This is a genomic window from Duganella qianjiadongensis, assembly GCF_009857915.1.
Classification (GTDB): domain Bacteria; phylum Pseudomonadota; class Gammaproteobacteria; order Burkholderiales; family Burkholderiaceae_D; genus Rugamonas; species Rugamonas qianjiadongensis.
Genome location: NZ_WWCM01000113.1, coordinates 1 through 254, shown reverse-complemented (window position 1 = coordinate 254; position 254 = coordinate 1). Strand labels below are relative to the sequence as shown.

1 rRNA gene is annotated in these 254 nt (G+C 49.6%); it reads right to left on the bottom strand.

The features are described from left to right. Positions 1-254 (bottom strand): 23S ribosomal RNA (locus GTP27_RS24510); the annotation flags it as partial.

The following is a 254-nucleotide window of genomic DNA, read 5'->3' as shown; positions in this document are numbered from 1 at the left end:
AATACTCATCTCGCCCACCTGTGTCGGTTTGCGGTACGGTCTCGTATGACTGAAGCTTAGAGGCTTTTCTTGGAACCACTTCCGATTGCTTCGTGAACAAGTTCACTCGTCCCAATCCCTTGAATTACGTGCCCGGATTTGCCTAAGCACCTTCTATGAATCAGAAACTGACTATTCCAACAGTCAGACAACCTTCCGCGATCCGTCCCCCCATCGCATCATACGACGGTGCAGGAATATTAACCTGCTTCCCA